Raw genomic sequence first — 19,675 nt, forward strand, 5'->3', positions numbered from 1 at the left:
GGGGAGAGTGGCCATGACGAGTCAGGTTAGGGGTGCGCAATTGGCCCGGCTCCTCGGCCAGTGGCATGCCCTTCCCGGCCGCCGCCGCAGCCCCGACTACGCCGCCCTGGCCGGTGCCGTACGCGGGCTGCTCGCCGACGGCCGGCTGCCGCTGGGCGTGCGGCTGCCCGCCGAGCGGGAGCTGGCCGAGGCGCTGAAGATCAGCCGGACCACGGTCACGGCCGCGTACCGGGAGCTGCGGGAGAGCGGGCACCTCGCCAGCCGGCGGGGGGCCGGCAGCTGGACGATGCTCCCGGGCACCCACCGGGTGGCGAGCACCGGGCTCTGGACCCCGCTGGACGACCGCGACATGATCGACCTCGGGGTCGCCGCGCTCGCCGCACCGCCCGAGCTGCTGCCGGCCGCCCGCGCGGCGGCCGAGGACCTGCCCCGTTACCTGGGCGGCGCCGGCTACCACCCGACCGGCATCATCGAGCTGCGCGAGGCGGTCGCCCGCGCCTACACCGCCCGGGGCCTGCCCACCTCGCCCGACCAGATCATGGTCACCAACGGCACCCAGCACGCCCTCGACCTGGTGCTCCGGCTGGCCCTGGCCCCCGGCGGCAACGTGCTGGTCGAGGCGCCCAGCTATCCGAACGCGCTGGCCGCGCTGGCCGCCCGCCGGGCCCGGATCACCACCCACGGTCTGGCCGTCGAGGAGCCCGGATGGGACGCCGACCTGCTGCTCGGCGGCCTCCGGCAGGCGCGGCCCAAGCTGGCGTACCTGATCCCGGACTTCCAGAACCCGACCGGCCACCTGATGCCGGCGGCGCTGCGGGAACGGGTGGTGGCCACGGCGCACGCCGTCGGCACCGACCTGGTCGTCGACGAGTCCTTCGTGGACCTGCCGCTGGACGGGACCGTGCTGCCCCCGCCGACCGCCAGCTTCGACCGGCACTCCCGGGTCATCACCATCGGCGGGATGAGCAAGCCCTTCTGGGGCGGCCTGCGCATCGGCTGGGTCCGGGCCTCCGCCCCGCAGGTGCAGCGGCTCGCCGCCGCCCGCGTCGGCGTCGACATGGCCAGCCCCGTCCTGGACCAGCTGGTCGCGGTGCACCTGCTCGCCGACGCGCCGGCCATCGTCGCCGCCCGCCAGGCCCAGCTGACCGCTCAGCGCGACGCGCTGCTCGCCGCGCTCGCGCAGCGCCTGCCCGAGTGGCGGGTCACCGTCCCGCACGGCGGGGTGACGCTCTGGGCCGAGCTCGACGGCCCGATCTCCAGCGCGCTGGCCCGGGCCGCCGAGGAGGTCGGCGTACGCCTGGCACCCGGCCCCCGGTTCGGCCTGGACGGCACGTTGGAACGCTTCCTGCGACTGCCGTTCACCCTCCCGGCCGCCGACCTGGTCGAGGCGGTCGGGCGCATCGCGGCGGTCCGCTACGACCTGGACCGGGGCGGTCGGTCGCAGTGGCGGGAGCCGACGGTCATCGCCTGAGGGGGGCCGGCGTTCGCTGCCCGCCCCCGGCCCTGCCCCGGACGCCGGTGACCCCGCGCCGCAGCGCGGGGTCACCGGCGTCGCATGCTCAGAGTTCGGCCAGCGAGCCCGCGTACATCTTCTCGATCTCGCCGGCGAAGTTGCTCTCCACGCCGCGGCGCTTGATCTTCAGGGACGGGGTGATCTCCCCGTCCTCGATGGTCAGGTCGCGCGGCAGGATGGCGACCTTCTTGATCGTCTCCCAGCGGTTGAGCTTCGCGTTGAGCTCGGCCACGTAACCCTCGACCATGGCCTTCGCCTCCGGCGAGGAGACGATCTCGGTGTAGTCGCGGCCCTCCAACGGGGTGCCGACGGCCCAGCCCTTGATCGCCTCAGGGTCCAGCGTGACCAGCATCGTGCAGTAGTTGCGGGCCTGGCCGATCACCACCGCCTGGGAGGTGTACGGGCAGGTCGCCTTGAACAGCCCCTCGATGTGCGAAGGCGCGACGTACTTGCCGCCCGAGGTCTTGACCAGGTCCTTCTTCCGGTCGGTGATCTTCAGGTAGCCGTCGGCGTCCAGGGTGCCGATGTCGCCGGTGCGGAAGAAGCCGTCCTCGGTGAACGCGGCCGCGGTCTCCTCGGGCAGGTTGTGGTAGCCGCGCATCACCGGCCGGCCGCGCACCAGGATCTCTCCGTCGGTGTCGATCCGGCACTCCAGGTCGCCCATCGCCTTGCCGACGGTGCCGATCCGCAGCCCGTCCGGCGGGTTGACGAAGTTGCCGGCGCTGGTCTCGGTGAGGCCGTAGCCCTCGGAGATCGGCAGGTTCGCCGCGGCGAAGAAGGTGGCGATCTCCGGGCTGAGCGGGGCGGCGCCGGAGACGAGGACCCGGATCCGGCCCCCGAGGCGGGCCTGGAGCTTGCTGAACACCAGCTTCTCGGCCACCGTGTACTTCAGCTTCAGCCCCGTCGGGACGGGCCTGCCGGCCTGCTCCAGGGCGACCTTCTCGGTACCGACCCGGACACCCCAGGCGAAGATCTTCGCCTTCGCGCCGCCGCTGGCCTGCGCGGTGGTCACCGCCTTGTTGTAGACCTTCTCGTAGACCCGGGGCGCGCCGCACATCAGCGTCGGGCGGATCACCGAGAGCAGCTCGACCAGCTTGTCGACCCGGCCGTCGACGTACGTCGGCAGGCCCACGTGGATCGCCCCGCAGAGCAGGGTCTTGCCGAACGAGTGCGACAGCGGCAGCCAGAGGTACTGCAGGTCGTTCTCGCGGAGCAGCCCCAGCTCGGCCTGCGCCACGCCCTCCCAGCACCAGCCGCCGTGCAGCAGCTCGACGCCCTTCGGGCGGCCGGTGGTGCCGGAGGTGTAGATCAGGGTGGCCAGGTGGTCGGGGCCGATCCCGGCGACCAGCGTGTCGATCAGGTCGGGCTGGGCGGCAAGGGCGCGGGCGCCCTGCTCCTCCAACTCGGCGAGGGTGAGCTGGGGGACGGCGGCGGCCGGGTCGGCGGCGCCGTCGAAGAGCACGACGTGGGTCAGCGCCGGCAGGTCGGCGCCGGCGATCTTGGCGGCCTGGGCCGGGTCCTCGGCGAACAGCACGCGGGAGCCGGAGTCGGCGACGATGTAGGTCGCGTCGTCGGGCTCCGTGGTCGGGTAGACGGTGGTGGTCGCGCCACCGGCGCACATGATGCCGAGGTCGGCGATCACCCATTCGAGCCGGGTGTTCGCCAGGATCGCGACCGGATCCTCCAGGCCGACACCGAGGCCGTGCAGCCCGGCGGCGACCGCCTTGGCGCGACGGGCCATCTGCTCCCAGTTCAGCCAGACCGGGCCGGAGTCGTCGGGGGCCGGGTGGGCGAAAGCGTCACGGTCGGGGGACGCCGCCACGCGCTTGAGGAACATGTCGGGGATGGAACGGTACGGTACATCGAGAGCCATCGCTGTAGCCGCCTTCGGGGGGTGGAGACGTGACAGCGGTCACGTCGGCGTTCGTTACCGAAGGGTATTGCCTGCGCCCGGCCATCGGCTAGCCCTGTCGATCACGGCTGGGCCACGGCTCGGCAGATGGAACGCCCGGCTCAGGCGTACCGGGCCGCCCGCAGCGACCAGTCGTAGGTGGCGCGGATCCAGTTGCGCCGGGCGGTGAGGGCGGTCCGCAGACCGTCGTCGCCGACGGTGAGCAGTGCCGTCTCCGTCGCCAGGTAGGTCGACAGGGCCTCGTTGAACCGGTCGGCCGCCGCCCGCAGCGCCGCCGACTCGTCGCCGTCCGTCCGCCCCGCGGCGAGCACCGCGACCAGGTTGTGCGCGTCCGGCCGGCTGAGGTGCTCCTTGCCGTACGAGAAGACGTCGTTGCACCAGCAGACCAGGTCGGCGGCGAGCAGGTCGAGGGCGACCAGCGACGGCTCGGTGCGGTGGGCCGCGCCCGGCGGAGTCCCGCCGGCCAGTTCGGTCAGGGTGAAGCTGGGGTGGACCGCGCCGGTGTGCCGGCGCATCTGGGCGTACTCGGCCAGCCCCGGCACGCGCCCGTGCTCCCGGTTGGCCGCCTCCCACAGCAGCGCCAGCAGATACTCCCGCACCTCCCCGGCGAAGCGCAGCAGCGCCGTCGGCCCGCCGGCGGCGCGGGCCCGCCGGCACAGGTCGCCGAGCGCCTCGCCGAGCGGCCCGGCCGCGGTCACCGGCCCGTCGGCCCGACCGCCCTGCCCGTCGAGCACGTCCAGCAGGGCGGCGACGGTCGGTGCCAGCCGGGTGGGGGAGGCGCCGAGGCCGTCCTCGTCGCAGGCGTCGTCCATCACGAACAGCCAGGAGATCAGGTCGGCGAGCAGCCGCAACCCGTCGACCGGGCCGTCCGGGTAGGCCCGCCCGGCCAGTCCGGCGGCGTCGGCCCGGTGTAGTCGGTGCAGCCCGTGCCCGTTACTGATCAGTCCGTGGCCGAGCGCCCACTCCGTGCTCTCCCGCGCCACCCGCTCGGTGGCGTCGTGTTGGCGCTCGGGAAAGGGGGGTTCCCGTAGCGCCGAGACCGCAAAGGTCCGCATGGTGCCCCCTGTCGCGCTGTCCCACCCGGGATCGCGCGGGACAGCGTACGGGAGCAGGGATCGGTCGCGATCGTTGGGGAGGCGCCTGCTCACGCTGCGCTGTGACCGTTTGCGTGCAGTGCGTCACATGCCCAGGTCGGTGCCCCGCAGCCGGTCGGCCAGCGCCGCCGGCCCGTCGATCTGCATCCGGGACACCCGCTGCCGGCCGCTGAGGAACAGGGCCAGCTCGCCCGGCGCACCGGCCACCCGTACGGAATCGCCGCCCCGGCCCACGTGCAGCTCGCCGTAGCCGGGAGCCTGGACGAGGACGTCGGCCGGGAACCGGCGCAGCGCCAGCCGGGCCAGCCCGGCGCACCGCTTCCACAGCGCCGCGTTCAGCCCTGCCGCCAGGTCGCGTGGGAGCCAGTCGGGGCGGGCGCGGCGCACGTCCTCGTGGTGGATGAAGAACTCCAGCGTGTTGGCCAGCTCGTCGGTGACCGGGTTGCTGACCGGGCTCCACGCCGGCGGCCGGCGTACCTCGTCGAGAAGGCGCGGCCAGGCGCGCGCGGCGATGCGCAGGCGCACCCGCTCGGCGTGGCCGCGCAGCGGCGGAAGCACGATGCCGCCGGCGGCGTCGGGCCGGCGTTCCCGGAGCACCAGGTGGGCGGCGAGGTCGCGGATGGTCCACCCGTCGTTGACCGTGGGCGCCTCCGGTCCCAGCGTCTGCATCAGGTCGGCGAGCGCCTCGCGCTCCGCTCGGGCGTACCGCGGCATGACACCGATCGTAGGCGCGGACGAGCCGATCGGCGCGCCGAGCGGGCCGGGGCCGTCGTGACGGTGGACATAGCGGTCCGGGGCGGCGGAGCCGGCCCCGAACGGTAAGGATGAGGAGGATAATTGCGGCTTACGGCAGGGGAGAGCGTGGCGAGCAGGACAAGTCGGGACGTGCTGGTGCGAGGGCTGGCCGTCCTCGGGCGGGCGATCCGGGAGGAGCCGCGCATCTTCGCGGTCGCGGTGAGCAGCAGCGTGCTCTTCGGCGCCATGACGGTGGCCAGCGCCTTCGTGGTCGGTGCCGTGGTCGGCGACGTGGTGGTGCCCGCGATCGAGCGCGGCGCGGTCGGGGTCGGTGGGCTCGCCCTGGCCGCCGTCGCGCTGTTCGGCATCAGCGTGCTGCGGGTGGCCGGCATCTTCGGCCGCCGGCTCGGCGCGGGCTACATGCAGTACCGCCTCCAGGCCGCCTACCGGCGCCGGGTCACCCGCCGCTACCTGGAGCTGCCGCTGGCCTGGCACCACCGCAACGCCACCGGCACGTTGCTGTCCAACGCCAACTCCGACGTCGAGGCCGCCTGGTACCCGATCGCCCCGCTGCCGTTCGCGGTCGGCACCCTGGTGATGCTGGTCGGCGCGGTGGCGTCGCTCTTCGTCACGGACTGGGCGCTGGCCCTGGTCGGCCTCGCGGTCTTCCCGGCGCTCTTCGCGCTCAACGTCGCCTACTCCCGCCGGATGGCCCCCCGGCAGGCCCGGGCCCAGCGGCTGCGCGCCGAGGTCAGCGGCATCGCGCACGAGAGCTTCGACGGCGCCCTGGTCGTCAAGACGATGGGCCGGGAGGCGCAGGAGACCGACCGGTTCGCCGCCCGCGCGGGTGAGCTGCGCGACTCGCTGGTGGCGGTCGGGCGGCTGCGCGGCGTGTTCGACCCGCTGCTGGAGACCCTGCCCAGCCTCGGTACCCTCGCCGTGCTGGTGGTCGGCACGATCCGGCTGCGGCAGGGCGCGATCACCGTCGCCGAGCTGATCAGCGTCGCCTTCCTCTTCACGGTGCTGGCGTTCCCCGTGCGTGCCATCGGCTGGGTGCTGGCCGAGCTGCCGCGCAGCGTCGCCGGCTGGGACCGGGTCAGCCGGGTGCTCGACGCCACCGGCAGGATGCCGTACGGCGACACGACGCTCGACGTGTCGGAGCCCCGGCCGGCGAGCCTCACGTTCACCGGCGTGCGTTTCGGCTACGAGCCGGCCGAGGCGCACCTGCCCGGCACGGAGGTGCTCGGCGAGGTCTCCTTCACCGTGCCGGCCGGGAAGACCGTCGCCCTGGTCGGGCCGACCGGCTCCGGCAAGTCGACGATCGCCGCGCTCGCCGTGCGGCTGGTCGATCCCCTGGCCGGCACCGTGTGCCTGGATTCGGTCGACGTCCGCCGGCTCACCGCCGCCTCGCTGACGGGCACGGCCGCGCTGGTCGCCCAGGTGCCGTTCGTCTTCGACGACACGGTGCGCGCCAACGTCGCCCTGGACCGGGCGGGCATCGGCGACGACGACGTCTGGGCCGCGCTGCGGCTGGCCGAGGCGGACGGCTTCGTCGCGGCCCTGCCCGACGGCCTCGACACGATGGTCGGCGAGCGGGGCACCTCGCTCTCCGGCGGTCAGCGGCAGCGGCTCACCCTGGCCCGCGCGCTCGCCGGTCGGCCACGCCTGCTGGTCCTCGACGACGCGACCAGTGCGGTCGACCCCCGGGTCGAGGCGGCCATCCTGGCCGGGCTGCGCTCGTCGGCGGCCGGGGCACCGGCCGCGTCGATCCTGGTGGTCGCCTACCGGCGGGCCACCATCGCGCTGGCAGACGAGGTGGTCTACCTGGAACAGGGCCGGGTGCTCGCCCGCGGCCGGCACACCGAGCTGCTGGCCACGGTGCCGGGCTACGCCGACCTGGTCACCGCCTACGAGCAGGCCGAGGTCGACCCCGCCAAGGACGAGACGTACGACGAGGTTGCCCCGGTGACGTCGGGCCTGAAGATCGAGGTGGACCGGTGAGCGCGAGGAGTGCAGCGCAGCGGAGCCCCGCAGTCGCGAACGAAGGGTGGCTGCGGTGAGCGCGAGGAGTGCAGCGCAGCGGAGCCCCGCAGTCGCGAACGAAGGGCGGGCCCGGTGACCACCACCACCGACACGGCACGGAAGACCGCGACCGTCGAGACGGCCGAGGCACCTGAGCCACCCGAGACGACCTGGCAGACGATGCGCCGCGGTCTGGCGCTCTCCCCGGAGCTGCGGGTCGGCCTGGCCGGCACGCTCGGCCTGGCCCTGGTCTACATGGTCGGCCGGGCGGCCGTGCCGGTGGCGGTGCAGCAGGGCATCGACAACGGCATCGTCGACGGCCTGGACCTGGGCGTCATCTGGACGGTGGTCGCCGTCACCGCCGCGGTGCTGGTGGTGACCACGCTCTGCGGGTACCTGATGATGCGCCGGCTCTTCACGGTCAGCGAGACCGCGTTGGCCAACGTGCGGATCCGGGCGTTCCGGCACGTGCACGACCTGTCCATGCTGCACCAGCAGTCGGAGCGGCGCGGTTCGCTGGTCTCCCGGGTGACCAGCGACGTCGACCAGATCACCCAGTTCCTCCAGTGGGGCGGCGTGATCCTGGTGATCAATCTCGGTCAGCTGGCGGTCACCACGCTGGTCATGTTCGCGTACTCCTGGCAGCTGACCCTGGTGGTCTTCGCCGCCTTCCTGCCCGCCGTGTTCGTGATCCGGCGGCTCCAGCGCCGCCTCGCCGGGGCGTACGGGGTGGTCCGGCAGCGCACGGGGGCGCTGCTCGGCGCGATCGGGGAGAGCGTGGTCGGTGCGCCGGTGATCAGGGCGTACGGGATCTCCGGCCGGACGGCCCGCCGGCTGGACGAGGCGATCGACGGCCAGCGCCGGGCCCAGCAGCGGGCGATCAGGATCAGCGTCATGGGCAGCTCGGTCGGCGAGCTGGCCGCCGGGCTGGCGTTGGCCGGCGTGGTGGTGCTCGGGGTGACCCTCGGCGCCGACCGCACCCTGAGCATCGGCGAGGTGACCGCCTTCCTCTTCCTGGTCACGCTCTTCATCCAGCCGGTGCAGATCGCCACCGAGGTGCTCAACGAGGCGCAGAACGCCATCGCGGGCTGGCGTCGGGTGTTGGACGTGCTGGACGTCGAGCCCGACGTCGCCGATCCGGGCGAGCAGGGGCGCGAACTGCCGGCCGGCCCGCTGGACATCCGCTTCGCGGGGGTGCGTTTCGCGTATCCGGGGGGTCCGCCCGTGCTGCACGACGTCAGCCTGGAGATTCCGGCGAAGAGCCGGGTGGCGGTGGTGGGGGAGACCGGCAGCGGCAAGACCACCTTCGCCAAGCTGCTCACCCGCCTGATGGATCCGACCGCAGGCCAGGTGCTGCTCTCCGGTGTGCCGCTGGAGCGGGTCCGGTTCGCCTCGCTGCGGTCGCGGGTGGTGATGGTGCCGCAGGACGGCTTCCTCTTCGACGCCACGGTGGCGGAGAACGTCCGCTTCGCCCGCCCGGAGCTGACCGACGAGCAGCTCGCGGCGGCCTTCACCGAGCTGGGGCTGGCCGACTGGCTGGACGCGCTCCCGTCGGGTCTGCACACCTGCGTGGGGGAGCGCGGCGAGGCGCTGAGCGTGGGGGAGCGGCAGCTTGTCGCGCTGGCCCGCGCGTACGTCGCCGACCCGGATCTGCTGGTGCTGGACGAGGCGACCAGCGCGGTCGACCCGGCCACGGAGGTGCGGCTGCAACGCACCCTGGACGCGGTGACCCGGGGGCGCACCACCCTCGCGATCGCGCACCGGCTCTCCACGGCGCAGGCCGCCGACGAGGTGATCGTGGTGGACCGGGGCCGGATCGTGCAGCGCGGTCCGCACGACGAGCTGGTCCGCGACCCGGAGTCGGTCTACGGCCTGCTCTACGCCTCCTGGCTGGAGCAGACCCGCTGAGCGGACGAGTCGCGCAGCAACGTCATCCGCAGTTCCGGCACGCTGGACGTCACCGTTCCGGTGCTCTAGTCTCCGAGTTAGGTAAGGCTAACCTACGAAGGAGCGGTTCATGCGGCCCAGCCCGGCAGAGATCGTCCGTACCCTCGTCGCGGGCCGGCTGCCCGGCATCGCCCACGTCGCGCACCGGCCCGGCCCGCATCAGGTCCGGCACGTGACCGACCCGGACGGTCGGGTGCTGCTGCTGGTGCCGGTGGTCAGCGACCTCGCCGCCGCGCTGCGTCCCGCCGCCGGCGAAGCCGCGGTCGCGCTCGTGCTGGACGTGCTGGACCTGCCGCCCGCCGCCGGTGCGCCGAGCCTCGGCCGGGCCTGGGTCTCCGGCTGGGCGGCCCGCCTGGCGGGGGACGAGGAGCGCCGCGCCGCGCTGGACTTCGCCGACGTCGAGCCGGCCGGTGACCTGCTCGACGTCGGCACCCGGTTCCGGCTGCACCGCTTCGAGGTGGTCGAGGCCCGCTGGGAACGCGGCGACACCGTCCGCCGCGTCGACCCGGAGGCGTACGCCGAGGCGGAGCCCGACCCGCTGCACGCGGTCGAGGCAGAGCTGCTGGCCGACCTCGCCGGCCACCACGCCGCCGAGGTGGCCGGCTACCTGGGCCGCCAGCTCGGCCTCGCCGACGACGCCCCCGACGCCGCGCCCCGGGTGGTCCGGATCGACCGGTACGGCCTGCTGGTCACCCACGGCCGGCCCGGCGCCCGGCGGCGCGTCCGGTTGGCGTTCCCCCGTCCGCTGGACTGCCGGGCGGAGCTGACCCGGCTGCTGCACCCACTGGTCGGCCGGCACGCCTCGCCCCGGCACGCCGACCACGCCTGACCGGCGGGCACCGGCCACGGCCGCCCGGTCAGCCGGCGAAGACCTCGGCGAGGTCGCCCGTCAGGTAGCGCTGCACCGTGGGCCCGACCGCCGTGACGAGCGTCTCCGGGGCGGCCGAGGCGACCGGCTCCAGCCGGACCACGTACCGCATCACGGCCAGCCCGATCATCTGGCTGGCCACCAGGGAGCCGCGCAGCGGCAGCTCGGCCGGATCGACGTCGAGCTGGTCGAGGACCCTGCGCAGCACCTGGGTGACCAGGAACTCGCGCAGCAGCCGGGCGGTCCACTCGTTGCTCACCGCCGAGCGCAGCAGGGCCACCCCGGCGGTGCCGGCCGGGGAGTCCCAGACGCCGAGGAAGGTGCGTACCAACCGCTCCCCGAGACCCGCCCGGTCGCCCGCCAGCACGCTCGGCAGCAGCTCGGCGGGGTCGACCGGCGCGTGCATCGCGGCCAGGAAGAGGCGGTCCTTGCTGCCGAAGTAGTGGTGCACCAGCGCCGGGTCGACCTGCGCGGCGGCGGCGACGGCCCGGATCGAGGCCCCGTCGAAGCCCCGCTCGGCGAAGGCGGCGCGGGCCGCGTCGAGGATGGCCTGCCGGGTGTCCGGGTTCCCGGGGCGTCGTCCGGTCCGCCGCGCCATCGCCACCCTTCGCTTGATTGTCGGTTCCGCCGTCGGACCGGCTTGGCCGTCGGTGCGCCAGCCGGCGGGGTGCCGCGCGGCACCGGGGCCGTCCTGCCGGCCGGGCCGGCGGCTCAGCCGCTGCGCCGCCGGAGGGTGGCCGCGGCGAGCACCAGTGCCAGCGCCGCCGCGCCGGCGACCACCGCCACGTCCCGCCACATCGTGCCGCTCGGCTCGGCGTGGGCGCCGACCTCCTGGAGCGCCTCGACGGCGTACGACAGGGGCAGCACGTCGCTGACCGCCTGCAACCAGCCGGCCATCTCGCCGCGCGGCACGAAGAGCCCGCAGAGCAGCAACTGAGGCACCACCACGACCGGCATGAACTGTACGGCCTGGAACTCGGTGCGCGCGAAGGCGCTGCAGAACAGCCCGAGCGCGACGGCGAGCAGAGCGTTCAACGAGGCGATCATGACCACCAGGCCGCTGTGGCCGGCGGTGTCCAGCCCGAGGAACCCGTACGCGACCACGGACGCGACGACCGCCTGGAGCACCGCGGCGAGCCCGAACGCGATGCCGTAGCCGAAGAGCAGGTCGAGCTTGCCCAGCGGCGTGGTGAGCAGCCGTTCGAGGGTGCCCGTGGTGCGCTCGCGCAGCATCGCGATGCTGGTCACCAGGAACATGACCACGAAGGGGAAGAAGCCGAGCATCACCAGGGCGACGCGATCGAACGTCGACGGCTGTCCCGGCGGGGCGGGCTGGTCGACGTACATGGAGTGGACCAGGACGAGCAGCGCCGACGGGACCACCAGCAGCAGCGCCACGGTGCGCCGGTCGTGCCGCAGTTGGCGCAGGATGCGGCCGGTGGTGGCGGCCAGGATCCGGGGGTTCACGACGCCTCCTGCCCGCCGGCGCCCGCCCTGATCAGCCGCAGGAACGCCTCGTCCAGATCGTGCGTGCCGGCGGCGGCGCGCACGGCGTCGGGGGTGTCGTCGGCGATCAGCCGCCCCTCGCGGATCAGCAGCAACCGGTCGCAGCGGGCCGCCTCGTCCATGACGTGGCTGGAGACCAGCAGCGTGGTGCCGGCTGCGGCCATGGCGTGGAACCGGGCCCACAGGTCGGCCCGCAGCACCGGGTCCTGACCGACGGTCGGCTCGTCGAGGACGAGCAGTTCCGGTTCGCCGACCAGGGCGCAGGCCAGCGACGCCCGGCTGCGCTGCCCGCCGGAGAGGGTGGCGGCCAGTTGGCCGGCGGCCGGTGCGAGCCCGACCTCGGCGACGGCCCGGTCGGCCTCGGCCCGGCCCCGGCCGTGCAGGGCGGCGAAGTAGCGCGCGTTCTCCCGCACCGTCAGGTCGGCGTAGACGCTGGGCGCCTGGGTGAGGTAGCCGACGCGGCGGCGCAACTCCGGCGACCCGGCGGGGCGCCCCAGCACGGTCACCGAGCCGGCGCCGACCACCTGCACGCCGACCACCGCCCGCAGCAGTGTGGTCTTGCCGCTGCCGCTCGGGCCGAGCAGCCCGGTGACCGAACCGCGCGGCACGTCCGCGCGGATGCCGTGCAGCACCCGCCGCCCGCCCCGCTCGACGACCAGGTCGCGTACGGCTATCGCCTCGTCCACCGGCGCCTCCCGGGAAAATTCATCATCCGTTGAACTCGACGCTAACGGAGACCCCGCCGGGCCGCAACGGTCGGCCCCGGTCCACCCGTGCGGACCCCGGAGCGGCGGGGAGATCGGTCGGGCATTAGCCTTCGGACCGGACAGCGGGTCCGCCAACGGGCATCCGTCGCGGCAGCGGGCATTGCGCCCTGATCGGACGTACGGCACGATGGCGCCGTGGGTCACGCTGTGTCACCGGACGAAGGCTTCCTCGGCGAGTGGGCGACCCGGTTACGGGCCGGTGCCGAGCAGCCCGTGGTGGGCATCATGCTGCGTGGCAGCCACGCCCGGCGGGCCGCCACCGCGCACAGCGACGTCGACGTCGACGTGCTGCTCGCCGGTGCCCCGTACGCCGCCCGCCGGGCCTTCCTGGCCGAGCACGGGGGCCGGCTGACCCACGTCTCGGTGGCCGCCCGCGACGTGCGCTCCTGGCTGGCCCGCCTCGGCGAGCCCGCCGACTGGGCGTTCGGGCTGCCGGTGGCGGCGCCGGCCCGGCTGCTCTGGGCGGACCCGCACTGGCGGCCCCGGATCGACCTGCCGGTGCTCTGCCAGCCCGCCGGCGAACCGCAGTTGGAGGAGCTGATCGCGACGCTCGGTAAGGTCGCCGGGGCGCGGGACGCCGACGACCACCTCGGCGTCCGGCTGGCCGCCGCCGACCTGGCCCGGCTCTGCCCGTCGGTGCTGCGGCTGGCCAACCCCACGGTCCGGGTGGTGTCCCGGCGGGCCGCCTTCGCCGCCGCCCTCCACCTGCCGGTGGCACCCCCGAACTACCGGGAGGACCTGCTGCTCTGCCTCGGCCTGCGGCCCGGCTCCGTCGGTCAGCTCTGCGCCGCCACGGCCCGCCTGGTCACCGGCGTGCTGCCGCTGATCCGCCCGTACGCCGCCGAGGTCGCGCGGGTCGCCGGCGCGGACCTGGCCGACGCCCTGAGCGACGGCCGGCTGGACCGCTACGTCGACCAGCTGACCCGGCCCGCCCGCCGACCACCGCGGCCCCGGCGGGAGCCGTCGCCCGTGCCCGCCCCGCGTGCGGGACAATGGGTCACTGTGCCCGTACCTGACGCGCCCGTGACCGGCGCCCACCCCAGTCCGCAGGAGTCCGCGGCCGACGGCGCGGCCCGTCCGTCCCGGCTCGACCCGACCGTCGCCGCCCGGCTGCGCCGCACCCCCGACGGTCTGGTGGCCGCCGTGGTCCGCCAGCACGACTCCGGCGAGGTGCTGATGGTCGCCTGGATGGACGACGAGGCGCTGCACCGCACCCTGACCACCGGCCGGGCCACCTACTGGTCGCGCAGCCGCCGCGAGTACTGGGTCAAGGGCGCCACGTCCGGGCACCACCAGTACGTCCGCGCGGTGGCGCTGGACTGCGACGGTGACGCGCTGCTGGTCGACGTCGACCAGGTCGGCGCGGCCTGCCACACGGGGCACCGCACCTGCTTCTTCACCGAGCTGCCGGTCGGCGGGGGCGGGGCGGGGGCCCGGTGACGACCCAGCGCGCGACGCCCGGCGGCGGGTCCCGCACCGACGGCGCGGTCAGCCCCGACCTGGCCACCTTCACGGGGCTGGCCGCCCGCTGGCGGGTGGTCCCGGTCACCCGCCGGCTGCTGGCCGACGCGGAGACCCCCGTCGGCGTCTACCGCAAGCTCGCCGGTGGCCCGGGGACGTTCCTGCTGGAGTCCGCCGAGCAGGGCGTCGGCTCGGCCGGCCTGGCCTGGTCGCGCTACTCGTTCATCGGCGTACGCAGCAGCGCCACGCTGACCGAGCGGGACGGCGCCGCGGTGTGGACGGGACGCCCCCCGGCCGGCCTGCCCACCTCCGGCGACCCGGTCCGGGTGCTGCGCGAGACCGTCGAGGCGCTCGCCGGCCCGGCCTGGGACGCGGCCAGCGGCATGCCGCCGCTGACCGGGGGCATGGTCGGCTACCTGGGCTACGAGCTGATCCGGCGCTTCGAGCGGCTGCCCGAGCTGACCGAGGACGACCTGGGCGTGCCCGAGCTGGGCATGATGCTCGCCGTCGACCTGGTGGTCCTGGACCACTACGACGGATCGGCGATCCTCGTCGCCAACGCGATCCTGCCGCCGTCGACCGAGCCGGACCACGACGTCCAGGTCGCGGCGGCCTACCACCACGCGGTCGGGCGGCTCGACGCGATGACCACCGCCCTGTCCCGGCCGATCCCGCCGATGGTCTCGACCGTCGAGCGGCCCCCCGCGGGCCAGGTGCGCAGCCGTACCCCCGAGGGCGGTTACCCGAAGGCCGTCGAGGCGGCCAAGGAGGCGATCCGGGCCGGCGAGTGCTTCCAGATCGTGCTGGCCCAGCGGTTCGAGCGGGACACCCACGCCGACCCGCTGGACGTCTACCGGGTGCTGCGCACGACGAACCCCAGCCCGTACATGTACCTGCTGCGCTTCGACGGCTTCGACATCGTCGGGTCCTCCCCGGAGGCGCACCTGAAGGTGACCAGCGACGCCGAGGGGCGGCGGCGGGCGCTGCTGCACCCGATCGCCGGCACCCGGCCGCGCGGCGGCACCCCCGAGGCCGACGCCCGTCTCGCCGCGGAGCTGCTCGCCGACCCCAAGGAGCGCGCCGAGCACGTGATGCTGGTCGACCTGGGCCGCAACGACCTGGGCCGGGTGTGCCGACCGGGCACGGTCGAGGTGCCGGAGTTCGCCACCATCGAGCGCTACAGCCACGTCATGCACATCGTCTCGACCGTGGTCGGCACGCTGCGCGAGGACCGGACGGCCTTCGACGCGCTCGCCGCGACCTTCCCCGCCGGCACCCTCTCCGGCGCGCCCAAGGTGCGGGCCATGGAGATCATCGAGGAGCTGGAACCGGTCCGCCGGGGCCTCTACGGGGGCACCGTGGGCTACTTCGGCTTCGGCGGCGACCTGGACATGGCGATCGCCATCCGCACCGCGCTGATGCGCGACGGCAGGGCGTACGTGCAGGCCGGGGCGGGGGTGGTGGCCGACTCCGACCCGGCCGCCGAGGACCAGGAGACCCGGAACAAGGCCGCCGCCGTGCTCGCCGCCATCGCCGCCGCCGAGACCCTCCGGCCCGCCCGGTGACGGCCGCCGAGCCGCGCGGCCGGGAACCGGGTACGACACCGACGACCGACGCGGGCCACGGCGCGCGCCGGCGCGAGCTGACGTACGCCGTGCTGCTCTGCGTGGCTGGCGCGGGCCTGGCGCTGTGGGCGTCGACCCGCACCTGGGCGGTCGAGCTGACCGCCCGGCCCACGCCGCTGCCGCCGGTACGCGACGCCCGCACGGGTGCCGGCCTGTTGCCCTGGCTACCGGCGTTGGCGCTGGTCGGGCTGGCCGGCGGCGGCGCCGTGCTCGCCACCCGGGGCCGGGCGCGGCGGTTGCTGGGTGGGCTGCTGTGCGGGCTGGGCGTGGCCGTGGCGGCCGGCGGCGGCTACGGACTGGTCGCGGCGTTCGACGGCGAGGTCGCCCGGCACTGGCCGGCGATCTGCCTGCTCGGCGGGGTGCTCGCCACGGCGGGCGGGCTGCTGACGGCGCTGCGGGGCCGACGGTGGCCGGCGATGGGTGCCCGCTACGAGCGGCGCCCGGCGGGCGACTCCGCACCGGCGGCCCGGGGCGGGGCCGGCCGGGTCACCGGCCGGCACACCACCGAGGCGTGGGACGCGCTGGACCGGGGCGAGGACCCGACGGTCAGCTGACCGGCTGGCGCTCCCGGGCGGCGGCCCGGGCCGCCGCCAGCTCGGCCACGAGGCGGTCGAGTTCGGCGCGCTGCTCGGCCCGGGCCCGGTCGGCGCAGACCGCCTCCCAGGCGTTGCCCCGCGCGGTCCGCATCCGCGCCTCGCCCACCACGGCGCGCTCCAGGGTGTGGACGACGCCGACGGCGAGCGACGCGACGGTACGCGAGACGGTCGTCAGCCCGACGGGCTGGTGCTGCTCGACATTGCTCATGATCATTCACCCCGCAGAGGATCGTTGGTGGCGGTGGGCAGGCGCGTCACCGAGTCTGCCCGAGGACGATGCTGGCTGGTTCACGTTTCGCCGTGGTGACCGACACGTCAACTTTGCTTCCGGGGCCCTCACCTGGGAAAGGGCCGTTCGGCCTTGAGGTAGGTCACATGTGCGGCGGGCGTCGGCGGCGGGCACCGGACCGGCGGTCGACCGCGCCAGCGGATAGGATCACGTCGATGACCGGGGCGGTGGAGGCGGGGTGGTCGCGTGACGTTTCGTCGACGGGCGTGCTCGCCCAGCGTGACATTCCGTTCACCGGAGGTCGGCCATTATGCCGGAGCCCATCTCGTGAGGCAGGCCATACCCCCGGCGCCCGTGGCCAGGTGGCGCCCCCTAGCATCGGCCCATGACACCCGGAGAGGGGAGTCCGTTGGTGACTGCTGAGCATGCGCACGCGGAGGGGGACGAGGCCGGTCCGGCGGCGTCCGTAGGCGTACTCGACGAGATCCTGGCCGGCGTACGTGAGGACGTCGCCCGCCGCCAGGAGCAGGTTCCGCTGGAGCGGATCCGGGAACTGGCCGCCGCGGCACCGCCGCCGCTGGACGCGTACGCGGCCCTGCGCAAGTCGGGCGTGGCGGTGATCGCCGAGGTGAAGCGCTCGTCCCCGTCCAAGGGACGGCTGGCCGAGATCGCCGATCCCGCCGACCTGGCCGGCGACTACGCCGCCGGCGGCGCGCGGGCGATCAGCGTGCTCACCGAGGGCCGCTGGTTCGGCGGCTCGCTCGACGACCTGGCCGCCGTCCGGGCCGCCGTCAGCATCCCGGTGCTGCGCAAGGACTTCGTGGTCTCCAGCTACCAGGTGCACGAGGCCCGCGCGCACGGCGCCGACCTGGTGCTGCTGATCGTCGCCGCCCTGGAGCAGAACGCCCTCGTCGGCCTGCTGGAGCGCATCGAGTCGCTGGGCATGACCGCGCTGGTCGAGGTCCACGACGAGGAGGAGGCCGACCGCGCCCTGGAGGCCGGCGCCCAGGTGATCGGGGTCAACGCCCGCAACCTGCGTACCCTGGAGGTCGACCGCTCGGTGTTCGAGCGGATCGCGCCCGGCCTGCCCAGCAGCGTCGTCAAGATCGCCGAGTCGGGGGTGCGCGGCCCGCACGACCTCATCCGGTACGCCTCGGCGGGCGCCGACGCGGTCCTGGTCGGCGAGGGCCTGGTCACCCAGAAGAGCCCCCGCGAGGCGGTGGCCGAGCTGGTCAACGCCGGCAACCACCCGGCCACACCTCGCCCGGTGCGCTGAGGCGCACCGGCTCGTCCACCGAGAGGATTCCGATGAGCGCCGACGCCCTGGCCGCGGAGATCGGTCCGCTGCCCGACCCCGCCGGTCACTTCGGCCGGTTCGGCGGCCGGTTCGTGCCGGAGGCGCTGGTCGCGGCGCTCGACGAGCTGGACGCCGCGCACCGCACCGCGATGGCCGACGAGGCGTTCCGGGCCGAGTTCGCCGCCCTGCTGCGCGACTACGCCGGCACCCCCTCGCTGCTCTACGCGGCCGAGCGGTTCTCCGCCAGGGTGGGCGCGCGGGTGCTGCTCAAGCGGGAGGACCTCAACCACACCGGGGCGCACAAGGTGCGCAACGTGCTCGGCCAGGCCCTGCTGACCAGGCGGATGGGCAAGCGTCGGGTGATCGCGGAGACCGGCGCCGGCCAGCACGGCGTCGCCACCGCCACCGCCGCCGCCCTGTTCGACCTGGACTGCGTGGTCTACATGGGGCAGGTCGACACCGAGCGGCAGGCGCTCAACGTGGCCCGGATGCGGATGCTCGGCGCCACCGTCGTGCCCGTCGCCAACGGCTCGCGCACCCTCAAGGACGCGATGAACGAGGCGATGCGCGACTGGGTCGCCAACGTCGACGACACCCACTACCTGATCGGCACCGCCGCCGGGCCGCACCCCTTCCCGGCGCTGGTCCGCGACTTCGTCCGGGGCATCGGCGACGAGGCACGCCAGCAGTGCCTCGACCTGACCGGCGCGCTGCCGGACGCGGTGACCGCCTGCGTCGGCGGCGGCTCCAACGCGCTGGGCATCTTCCACGCCTTCGTCGGCGACCCCGACGTGCGGCTGTACGGCTTCGAGGCCGGCGGCGACGGGGTGGAGACCGGCCGGCACGCGGCCAGCATCACCGGCGGCTCCGCCGGGGTGCTGCACGGCACCCGCACGTACGTGCTCCAGGACGACGACGGGCAGACCTGCGAGTCGCACTCGATCTCGGCCGGGCTGGACTACCCGGGCGTCGGGCCGGAGCACGCCTGGCTGCACGACAGTGGCCGCGCGACGTACCTGCCGGTCACCGACGACGAGGCGATGGCCGCGTTCGAGCTGCTCTGCCGCACCGAGGGCATCATCCCGGCGATCGAGAGCGCGCACGCGCTCGCCGGCACCCTCCAGGTCGCCCCGAGGCTCGCCGCGGAGCTGGGCCGGGAGCCGACGATCGTGGTCAACCTCTCCGGCCGGGGCGACAAGGACGTGCACACCGCCGGCGACTACTTCGGCATCCTCGACAAGGAGCAGTGAGATCGTGAGCCGGATCGGGGTGGCCTTCGACAAGGCCCGCGCCGACGGGCGGGCCGTGCTGGTCGGCTGCATGCCGGCCGGCTTCCCGACCGTCGAGGGCAGCATCGCCGCGATGACCGCGATGGTGTCCGCCGGTGTCGACGTCATCGAGGTCGAGATCCCGTACTCCGATCCGGTGATGGACGGCCCGGTGATCCAGCGGGCCAGCGACATCGCCCTCGCCGGCGGCGTACGCACCCGTGACACGCTGCGCGTCGTCGAGGCGGTCGCGGCCACCGGGGCGCCCGTGGTCACCATGACCTACTGGAACCCGGTGGAGCGCTACGGCGTCGACGCCTTCGCCCGGGACCTCGCCTCGGCGGGGGGCACCGGGCTGGTCACCCCGGACCTGATTCCCGAGGAGGCCGGCGAGTGGCTCGCCGCCTCGGACGCGTACGGGCTGGACCGCACCTTCCTGGTCTCGCCGTCCTCGACCGACGCGCGCCTGGCGATGACCGTCGGGCACTGCCGGGGCTTCGTCTACGCCACCGCGATCATGGGTGTCACCGGCGCCCGCGCGCAGACGTCCGACGCGGCACCCACCCTGGTGTCCCGGGTGCGGGAGGTCACCGACCTGCCGGTCGGCGTCGGGCTGGGCGTCGGCACGGGCGCGCAGGCCGGCACCGTCGCCGGGTACGCCGACGGCGTCATCGTCGGCAGCGCCCTGATCCGCTGCCTGCTCGACGCGCCCGACGAGGCGTCCGGGCTGGCCGCCCTGCGCGCGCTGAGCGCGGAACTCGCCGAGGGCGTCCGCACCCCGACCCGCTGACCGGAGGCCGCCACGAGCGGCGGACGGCGGACCGGGGTGCCACCG

17 protein-coding genes and 1 pseudogene are annotated in these 19,675 nt (G+C 74.8%); 11 read left to right on the forward strand and 7 right to left on the reverse strand.

Annotated elements, in window-relative coordinates; genetic code table 11:
• The first annotated feature begins 13 nt into the window (after positions 1-13).
• Positions 14-1,471, forward strand: a complete 1,458-nt coding sequence (locus KBX06_RS07690; RefSeq protein WP_210833520.1) for a PLP-dependent aminotransferase family protein — start codon at positions 14-16, stop codon at positions 1,469-1,471.
• An 88-nt stretch (positions 1,472-1,559) separates the two neighbouring features.
• Here the strand turns inward: KBX06_RS07690 and KBX06_RS07695 are convergent, their stop codons facing one another.
• The 3 genes from KBX06_RS07695 to KBX06_RS07705 all read right to left on the reverse strand — a co-directional run bounded on the left by KBX06_RS07695 (position 1,560) and on the right by KBX06_RS07705 (position 5,233).
• On the reverse strand, positions 1,560-3,386 hold the full coding sequence (locus KBX06_RS07695; protein ID WP_210833521.1) for a long-chain fatty acid--CoA ligase: 1,827 nt from the start codon (positions 3,384-3,386) through the stop codon (positions 1,560-1,562).
• A gap of 140 nt (positions 3,387-3,526) precedes the next feature.
• Positions 3,527-4,480 carry a terpene synthase gene (locus KBX06_RS07700; protein ID WP_210833522.1) on the reverse strand — a complete coding sequence of 318 codons (954 nt, stop codon included), beginning with the start codon at positions 4,478-4,480 and terminating at the stop codon, positions 3,527-3,529.
• 123 nt (positions 4,481-4,603) lie between these two features.
• Positions 4,604-5,233: a TIGR03085 family metal-binding protein gene (locus KBX06_RS07705; protein ID WP_210833523.1), complete on the reverse strand. Its 630-nt coding sequence runs from the start codon at positions 5,231-5,233 to the stop codon at positions 4,604-4,606.
• Between the two features lie 147 nt (positions 5,234-5,380).
• Between KBX06_RS07705 and KBX06_RS07710 the strand changes: the two genes are divergently transcribed.
• From KBX06_RS07710 to KBX06_RS07720, 3 genes are all read left to right on the forward strand, one after another.
• Positions 5,381-7,255 carry an ABC transporter ATP-binding protein gene (locus KBX06_RS07710; RefSeq protein ID WP_210833524.1) on the forward strand — a complete coding sequence of 625 codons (1,875 nt, stop codon included), beginning with the start codon at positions 5,381-5,383 and terminating at the stop codon, positions 7,253-7,255.
• Positions 7,256-7,456: 201 nt separating this feature from the next.
• Entirely contained in the window at positions 7,457-9,184 is a 1,728-nt protein-coding gene (locus KBX06_RS07715) for an ABC transporter ATP-binding protein (protein WP_210833581.1), read from the forward strand.
• Between the two features lie 109 nt (positions 9,185-9,293).
• Positions 9,294-10,052 (forward strand): DUF2470 domain-containing protein, encoded by a 759-nt coding sequence (locus KBX06_RS07720; protein ID WP_210833525.1) that lies wholly within the window; start codon positions 9,294-9,296, stop codon positions 10,050-10,052.
• A gap of 28 nt (positions 10,053-10,080) precedes the next feature.
• Here the strand turns inward: KBX06_RS07720 and KBX06_RS07725 are convergent, their stop codons facing one another.
• The 3 genes from KBX06_RS07725 to KBX06_RS07735 all read right to left on the reverse strand — a co-directional run bounded on the left by KBX06_RS07725 (position 10,081) and on the right by KBX06_RS07735 (position 12,283).
• On the reverse strand, positions 10,081-10,689 hold the full coding sequence (locus KBX06_RS07725) for a TetR family transcriptional regulator (RefSeq protein WP_210833526.1): 609 nt from the start codon (positions 10,687-10,689) through the stop codon (positions 10,081-10,083).
• Positions 10,690-10,802: 113 nt separating this feature from the next.
• Complete coding sequence (locus KBX06_RS07730; RefSeq protein ID WP_210833527.1) at positions 10,803-11,558, reverse strand: ABC transporter permease; 756 nt, start codon at positions 11,556-11,558, stop codon at positions 10,803-10,805.
• Positions 11,555-12,283 carry an ABC transporter ATP-binding protein gene (locus KBX06_RS07735; protein WP_210833528.1) on the reverse strand — a complete coding sequence of 243 codons (729 nt, stop codon included), beginning with the start codon at positions 12,281-12,283 and terminating at the stop codon, positions 11,555-11,557. Before KBX06_RS07735 ends, KBX06_RS07730 begins: the two co-directional genes overlap by 4 nt.
• A 306-nt stretch (positions 12,284-12,589) precedes the next feature.
• Here KBX06_RS07735 and KBX06_RS27650 point away from each other — a divergent pair.
• The 4 genes and pseudogenes from KBX06_RS27650 to KBX06_RS07750 form a co-directional block, all read left to right on the forward strand.
• Positions 12,590-13,186, forward strand: a pseudogene (locus KBX06_RS27650) (phosphoribosyl-AMP cyclohydrolase); the annotation flags it as partial.
• Between the two features lie 180 nt (positions 13,187-13,366).
• Positions 13,367-13,804 (forward strand): phosphoribosyl-AMP cyclohydrolase, encoded by a 438-nt coding sequence (gene hisI / locus KBX06_RS27655; protein WP_307854498.1) that lies wholly within the window; start codon positions 13,367-13,369, stop codon positions 13,802-13,804.
• Complete coding sequence (locus tag KBX06_RS07745) at positions 13,801-15,390, forward strand: anthranilate synthase component I (RefSeq protein ID WP_210833530.1); 1,590 nt, start codon at positions 13,801-13,803, stop codon at positions 15,388-15,390. The genes hisI and KBX06_RS07745 overlap by 4 nt, the downstream gene beginning before the upstream one ends.
• A 77-nt stretch (positions 15,391-15,467) precedes the next feature.
• Positions 15,468-16,004, forward strand: coding sequence for a Trp biosynthesis-associated membrane protein (locus KBX06_RS07750; RefSeq protein WP_247685470.1), 537 nt, complete (start codon positions 15,468-15,470; stop codon positions 16,002-16,004).
• Here the strand turns inward: KBX06_RS07750 and KBX06_RS07755 are convergent.
• The gene (locus KBX06_RS07755; protein WP_210833532.1) at positions 15,997-16,254 is read right to left on the reverse strand and encodes a hypothetical protein; all 258 of its coding nucleotides are present in this window, start codon (positions 16,252-16,254) and stop codon (positions 15,997-15,999) included. The two genes, KBX06_RS07750 and KBX06_RS07755, sit on opposite strands and share 8 nt — an antisense overlap.
• A 433-nt stretch (positions 16,255-16,687) precedes the next feature.
• On the opposite strand from KBX06_RS07755, the gene trpC reads away from it, so the two are divergent.
• Genes trpC through trpA form a run of 3 tightly spaced genes read left to right on the forward strand, consistent with a single transcriptional unit; the run spans position 16,688 to position 19,630 of the window.
• Positions 16,688-17,551, forward strand: coding sequence for an indole-3-glycerol phosphate synthase TrpC (gene trpC / locus KBX06_RS07760; protein ID WP_210833533.1), 864 nt, complete (start codon positions 16,688-16,690; stop codon positions 17,549-17,551).
• A 32-nt stretch (positions 17,552-17,583) separates the two neighbouring features.
• Positions 17,584-18,822: a tryptophan synthase subunit beta gene (gene trpB / locus KBX06_RS07765; RefSeq protein WP_210833534.1), complete on the forward strand. Its 1,239-nt coding sequence runs from the start codon at positions 17,584-17,586 to the stop codon at positions 18,820-18,822.
• A 4-nt stretch (positions 18,823-18,826) separates the two neighbouring features.
• Positions 18,827-19,630, forward strand: a complete 804-nt coding sequence (trpA, locus tag KBX06_RS07770; RefSeq protein ID WP_210833535.1) for a tryptophan synthase subunit alpha — start codon at positions 18,827-18,829, stop codon at positions 19,628-19,630.
• Positions 19,631-19,675 lie beyond the last annotated feature (45 nt).

Origin of the sequence: Micromonospora sp. C31, assembly GCF_018070575.1 — a bacterium.
Taxonomy (GTDB): domain Bacteria; phylum Actinomycetota; class Actinomycetes; order Mycobacteriales; family Micromonosporaceae; genus Micromonospora.